We start from the raw sequence: 6804 nt of genomic DNA on the forward strand, positions 1-6804 counted from the left end.
CAACTGTGGGGGGGGTGAAATCCTATATCGAAACTTATGATCGCTGCCAATTACGTCTCAAAATTTTCTGGACTGCCAACACCAGTACGATCGCCACTGTTATCGCCCCCAATATAGGCAGAGAAATCGCCAATACTGATAAGATCATAGCGCAGAGCAACTCCATTGTGGATACCAATGGATTAGCCAAGCCTCCGGTTGCCATAGTAGAGGCCACACGGGTAATACCCATTAACATCTCAATAATTCCGGCTGATCCAGCCCCCAAAATTATAGAGACTGTCCACATCCACCGAGGTTCCATCTCTGGTAAAAATGCAGCTACAATCAAAGTAGCCACCACCATAGCGATCGGTGCTTCCAGGATATCTAAAGCGTGATCTACTCCGGGCATAAAATAGACGATCGCCTCTACAGCTAACAGAGTAGCCACCGCTATTAACCCCGTCTCGGTCCCCAAAATCTCTAAGTCGGGGGGTAGGTCAAAATCGCCGTATATAGCCGCTGTGCTTAAAATTACCGGGGGTACAAATATTCTAAACCCGCAGGCCGCACCTAAACCAACCCCGCAAAAAATCCCTAACAGATAATTTATCATCATCATATTTTCAGTTTATTACTATGATCCAAATTACAGGCGATACTGGCGGTAAACGTCCGTAGCGGCGCGGTGTAGTAGAGAATGGCGGTAAACCAAGCCATGCATATCTTCACAGTAACCACCGCCAATAATTCCCGCCACCGGATATCCCATTCCCACACAGGTAGACAAAACTTGCATTTCCCGCCGCCATAACCCAGAGTCAGTTAGGGCCAATTTTCCCAAGCGATCGCCAATATGGGGATCTACCCCTGCATCATAGATCACTAGATCCGGGCGAAATTCCGTAAGTAAGTCCGGTAAATGACTGGCTAGAATTTGCAAATATTCTTCATCTTCCATACCCACAGCTAGGGGGATATCGCGATCGCTTGTTTGTTTTTTAGCCGGAAAGTTGGCTTGACAGTGCATTGAAAAGGTAAACACATGGGGGTTATCTTGGAAAATGACTGCCGTTGCGTCCCCCTGGTGTACATCAAGATCCACAATCAGGATTTTTTTGGCTAGTCCTAATTTTTGCATGACACAGGCAGCGATCGCCATATCATTGAATATACAGAAACCAGATCCATAGTTATGGAAAGCGTGGTGAGTCCCTCCGGCGGTGTTGCAGGCGAGACCGTGAGATAATGCCAATTTGGCGGTTAATATCGCCCCCCCCACCGCGACACAAGTCCGTTGGGCTAATGCCGGACTCCAGGGGAGACCTATGCGACGTTGGGCTTTTGGGTCTAATGTACCCTCACAATAACCCTTTACATAGTCCCGGTGGTGGACTAATTCGATCCACTCAGTGGGTGGCAGTTTGGGTAGGTGAAGTTGCGATCGCCTAATTACCCCTTCTTCTAGCAACATATCACAAAGTAACCCAAATTTCGGCATCGGAAAACGGTGTCCTGGTGGCAAGGGCGCTACATAGTCAGGATGAAAAACAATCGGCAAATTCATCAATCAGTGCATATCCAAGTTGTACAATCTAACTAATAGTAAATTCAACTAGAGACAATTAACATGGATACCACAATTATTTGGGAGTCCGGCAGCAGCAACCCTGATAATGCCAATAACCTGGAAGTTATCCGAGAATGGTGGGCTAACCTCAAGAATATTAAAATCGACTGGCAACAGCGACTTATGGCAGAGGATACCGACCCCAGTCAGTTAAACTGGGAACCCCAAAAGTTTGACGAAAATTTTGTTATTTGTAACCCCGAAATTAGGGGAATCACAATTTTTTGGAGTAAACCAAACAGCGCAGACCAACGTAGTATCACCCCCCGAAAATTATTCCTTGACATTGACCACCAACAGCTTTATATTTTCTCTCAATCTCAACAGCAACTGGTGCTTAAAGTTAGTATTCCTGAACTGAAATATGACACCGTAAACCTAGAAAATCCTCATATTGCTGTTGGCAATAATGGCTTAATGATACTATTTAGAGACCAGGCACAATTATTGGATGTTAAAGTAATTCTGACCCCCGAAAAATTACAGCAACTCAAGCAAAAATTAATTTAATAATTGACAATTATTAATTGTAGGGGCGGGTTCCGCCGTCAATTTTCCATCCGCACCAGGATATAAATAAACCCGCCCCGCCGCCGTCAATTTTCCATCCCCACCAGGATATAAATAAACCCGCCCCGCCGCCGTCAATTTGGCATCCCCAGCAGGATATAAATAAACCCGCCCCACCGGATAATTGAAAATTGATAATTAATCAAGATATTGCCAAGTTTTATAGGTGGCGGCTTGACCACAATAATTATTGTGGTTGTCTAAGACATTCCACACTGTCAAATTAGAGATAGCAAAACGCCTACCTGTCTTTGATATTCTGACTCCTGTGCCGTTTTCTATGTAGCCATTTTCTGCCACAGTTTTTAATAACTTTAACCTGTCTTCTCGGACGATCGCCTCTGCTGAATATCGAGAAGGCATTTGGGTTAACTCCTCCCAGGTGACTTCCCATAATTCCATCGCCTTTTGATTACCATAATTAAAAATTGGGTCGGGTTGTGTATCGTGACATAATACCGGAAAAGGCAGTTCAAATAGTGCCTTTGATATCTGTTCCGGAGTGCCCTGGGTATTGATTAATTGTTTACCTGTCCAATATTCAAAACTCCGAATCATTAATTGATTGTTTAAAATCACACTTTCCTGTTGCCATATAGGGTGATTATTCATAGGGTTTAATGCTGATATATTATTAACAGTTAGTCAGTTTCTAAGCCTTGTTGCTGGAATTTCAACGTTTGGCAATTTTCTATAATTGTCCGGGCTACATTGTCCGGGATACCTTCGGGAATTTCTGCCTGAATTTCTAGGGTGATTTTCACCTTCGTATTTTTCAGAGAGATTAAATGTTGAATCACCTCATCGCTAATTATTCCCACGTCTCTGTTGAGTCGTAAAGCATCAATTTCTACCACCCCATAAAAGCGTCTGTGCGACGGTTTATCGGCTAGGGAAGCCCCATAATTTGCTGCGGTTATAGTCTCCCCGACTATGATATGTGCCTGGCTTTCCTGACCCGGTGAGGCGGTGGAATATTGCCCCAAAGAATTGGGGCTGGGCTGCTGCATAAGTTGTAACTGTTTTTGAGCCACATCCGGCTTGACAATTAGACTATTTTGAGCTATTGTAGGATTGATGGATTCTCCGGCTTTCAGTTCCTGATAGGTTTCGGTTTCCGGGTCGAAGCCTTGGGCATAGGCGAACCACTGACTCCAAACGGTGGAGTATACGCCGGACGCGATCGCCTCTAGTAAAACGTTTTCATCCTTGAGGCGGGGGAGATAGATATATTTAGTTAGATACTCCCATAGGTCCTGTAGACTGATGTGGTTTTTCTTAGTCCAGATGAACGTTTCGAGAAATTCCAAACAGAGATTTTCCGCCGCGTAGGTATCCGATAGATAGGCTTCATGGACTGCTTTTTGGCTGGCGCTAAGTGCTAGGGAAGGTTCAGGGCTACGGAGGCGGGTAGCTTTCCAGACGATCGCCTCTTGGGGGTCTGGTTGTTCAGGGACTAATAACCATTGATAGGTTTGGGAAATCTGGTTTTCAACATCTTGATCAGAGTCCTGGAGTCTGTTGTGGGCTTGTTTAGCCTGAGAAGGATCTAAATTCAACTCCTCCTTTTCCGCAATAATTGATTCCCAGGCGAGATATTTAGCCGTGTTGTCTGCGAGGCATTCTAACTGCCTTTTATCGGCTGCCAAAAACAAGAGGGTATTTTGATAATGGCGGCGACTACTGCCCCTGTAGTTTAACACATGATCAACCCATTGGTGAGCCGGACTATCTAAATTTAAGCCTTGGTCGTGGGGGTTTTGTGGGTGGACTATCACCAGACGCACGCCCGAACTGTTATCATCAGGAATATCCGAGCTAGAATTGGGGGCGACATGAACCCCAGAGAACAGACCTCGATCGCCAATTTTTTTGAGTCGTTTAACAATTTCCTCCCAAACCTTATGACGATCGCTTTCAGTGAGAAATTGATCAGCCTTTTCCTGGGCAGTGCGATTAAGATTAGGTTGAGTAGAAATCCAGTAGCGGTTATTATCAACATAGAGATACGTCGCGCGATCGCTCAGTCGTCGGAGTGCGTCCCCAAAAGTCGCCGCCGTCTCCCCAGGTTGCACACAACCCAGCTTAATTCTACGGTCTTCTAAGCCACGGTTAGCAGCTTTCAGCGTTGGTGCTGACCCCATGTAGATCGTGCGGGTAACGCGCCGACAAGCCGAATAGCGGCCGAAATTATGGTTTTCACCATCAATAGTTAGGGGTAAAGAATTAAGTCCATCGACATCTTTATCAATAATCGGAATCCAGTTATCATCTAGGTAGCGGGTAAGTTCCGACTGCACCTGAGAGTCATCCATCGGCACATTTCCCGGCATAATCAACAGATTAGCATCATTGCGTTCCCAGAGGGTATGAATCACCTTAGCCATGAGACGCAAAACCCCACGGGTGCGCTGAAACTTATCTAAACCCGACCAGTCCGAATAGAGGCGATCGAACAATTCCGGGTGAATAGGATAAGCCTCTCGCATTCGGCGTTTATAGTCAGCCTCTTTAGTCTCCGTGGGAAACTCCTGGCTATTTCCCCGATACATATCACAAAACGTATTAATCACCGCATCTCGTTGAGCGAATAGAAGCGGATCTGTAGTAAGCTGGAATAAGCGCCTCCGGACAATTTCAAAACTTTCCTCAGCACTAGCCGGTCGCCAAGGGGACTCTACCCTACCGATCGCATTTCTGAGTCTGTCCGTCGCTTCGTATCCCCTCTCGCCGCCTTTTTCAATATCCGATGCTGGAATACTCACCACCAGCAGCGTATCCTTAGCGTTTTTAGCCGACTCGCTCAAAGTTTGGGCAAAAGTAAACTGAGTGTCGAAACTCCCCCCCACCAAATCAGGCGTATCATGGAGTTGTCTAGCATAGGCGACCCATTCATCAATCAGAATTAAACAGGGCGAGAAGCGGTTAAACAGTTGTTTAAGTATATCACCGGGATTAGTCGCCGTTTCGTCAGCCTCCCGCAACATTTGATAACCTTCTTGTCCTCCCAATTGCCAAGCCAACTCTCCCCAGAGAGTTTTAATCACCGGGGGACGCTTTCCGTTACCTTTTCCATAGGGTTTAATGCCACTGGGGGGTAGTTTATTCCCCACCACAACCGCAATATTCACATTTTGGGGAGGCTTAGACAAACTCACCTGTTGAAAAATCTCTTCCATCCCTGGTAAGTTATGAATATCGATCGCCTGGCAAAGGTGATAGAGGGCTAACATGGCGTGAGTTTTGCCGCCGCCGAAGTTAGTTTGTAATTCAATTACCGGGTCTCCCCCTTGACCAGTTAACCGCAGCAGCGCATTACTGAGAAGCTGTTTTAAGCCTTCGGTTAGGTAAGTGCGGCGATAAAATTCTGTCGGGTCTCTATATTCATCGGACCCCTCATCAAGGTATACTTGCCATAGGTCCGCCGCGAATTCTGCTTGCTGGAAATTCCCGGAAGCCACGTCAGGATGAGGCGTAACAATTTCTCGCCAAGGTTTCAGTCCGGCTTGAGGTTTTCCTTCCGTGGGTGTAACGGTGGCTTTACGTTTTTCGCGACGGGCTTCCGCTTCAAAACGCGATCGCATCAATTCGTTTTTTTCTTTTTCTGCCTGGCTGGCTTCTGGGGACGAAATAGCCGTTAATAGGCGGGCGACATTATCGAGGGCGCGGTAAGCGTCATCAGTGGAAAAGGTGGCTTGGTGCGCCCATTTGTTGCGGATATCGCGCAATTCGCTGACAATGCTGCGTTCACTTCTTCCTAGGGTTTGGCGAAATGCATCATTCCAATGTTCCCACATAATTATCAGCAGGGCGGATACATCTTCTTTGAGGACTGCATCTACAGATTTTCGGCTAACATAATTATCCGGGAGGGAGGCGCTGGCGGGCGTTAACCAGCGATCGCCATATTTAGATATCATTTCCCTTTCCACAAAAGGATACAATCCATCTCGAAGTATCCCCAGGGCGCGACTAACTCTCTCGTAATTGGTGATAGCCATAATCAAGTAGGATGCGTCATATAGATTAATTGTATGCCCAAACCGCACATTTTGTTCACCTGTTCAAAATAACCCACTTTTCCCACAATTTACCCCCTGTTAACGTAGGGTGCGTCAGAGGGATAACCTACTGGGTTAACGGCAAATTTTATTAATCTGACGCACCACCTACAATTATTAATCATCAATTATTAATTATCCGGTGGGGTGGGGCGGGTTTATTTATATCCCGGTGGGGGTCCGAGAGTTGACAGCAGAACCCGCCCCTACAATTATTAATTATAGGGTTTCGGTGGATTGGTGAGGCACTTTTCAAAGCCCCTCTCCCCTTGGGAGAGGGGTTTGGGGTGAGGGCTATATCAATTATCCGGTGGGGNTGGGGCGGGTTTATTTATATCCCGGTGGGGTCCGAGAGTTGACAGCAGAACCCGCCCCTACAATTATTAATTATAGGGTTTCGGTGGATTGGTGAGGCACTTTTCAAAGCCCCTCTCCCCTTGGGAGAGGGGTTTGGGGTGAGGGCTATATCAATTATCCGGTGGGGTCGGGCGGGTTTATTTATATCCCGGTGGGGTCCGAGAGTTGACAGTAGAACCCGCCCCTACTATTATTCATTATTGA

The 6804-nt window shown here is 46.5% G+C and carries 6 protein-coding genes; 1 reads left to right on the forward strand and 5 read right to left on the reverse strand.

From position 1 onward, the window contains the following. Window positions 1-34: 34 nt before the first annotated feature. Both B9T16_RS23840 and B9T16_RS23845 read right to left on the reverse strand, forming a co-directional pair. The gene (locus B9T16_RS23840) at window positions 35-604 is read right to left on the reverse strand and encodes a DUF4126 domain-containing protein (protein WP_014276707.1); all 570 of its coding nucleotides are present in this window, start codon (window positions 602-604) and stop codon (window positions 35-37) included. Window positions 605-631: 27 nt separating this feature from the next. Next, window positions 632-1549: a histone deacetylase gene (locus B9T16_RS23845; protein WP_410245939.1), complete on the reverse strand. Its 918-nt coding sequence runs from the start codon at window positions 1547-1549 to the stop codon at window positions 632-634. Between the two features lie 63 nt (window positions 1550-1612). Between B9T16_RS23845 and B9T16_RS23850 the strand changes: the two genes are divergently transcribed. Next, the gene (locus B9T16_RS23850; protein WP_006616959.1) at window positions 1613-2122 is read left to right on the forward strand and encodes a hypothetical protein; all 510 of its coding nucleotides are present in this window, start codon (window positions 1613-1615) and stop codon (window positions 2120-2122) included. Here the strand turns inward: B9T16_RS23850 and B9T16_RS23855 are convergent. The 3 genes from B9T16_RS23855 to B9T16_RS23865 are packed head-to-tail and all read right to left on the reverse strand — an operon-like array spanning window position 2114 to window position 6183. Next, window positions 2114-2299 (reverse strand): hypothetical protein, encoded by a 186-nt coding sequence (locus tag B9T16_RS23855; RefSeq protein ID WP_410245940.1) that lies wholly within the window; start codon window positions 2297-2299, stop codon window positions 2114-2116. The two genes, B9T16_RS23850 and B9T16_RS23855, sit on opposite strands and share 9 nt — an antisense overlap. Window positions 2300-2320: 21 nt before the next feature. Then, a complete protein-coding gene (locus B9T16_RS23860; protein ID WP_006616388.1) occupies window positions 2321-2794 on the reverse strand; it encodes an MEKHLA domain-containing protein in 474 nt (157 codons plus the stop codon). A gap of 29 nt (window positions 2795-2823) precedes the next feature. After that, on the reverse strand, window positions 2824-6183 hold the full coding sequence (locus tag B9T16_RS23865) for a Swt1 family HEPN domain-containing protein (RefSeq protein ID WP_410245941.1): 3360 nt from the start codon (window positions 6181-6183) through the stop codon (window positions 2824-2826). Between the last annotated feature and the right edge of the window lie 621 nt (window positions 6184-6804).

This window comes from Arthrospira sp. PCC 8006, from assembly GCF_046480465.1.
GTDB lineage: Bacteria > Cyanobacteriota > Cyanobacteriia > Cyanobacteriales > Microcoleaceae > Limnospira > Limnospira platensis.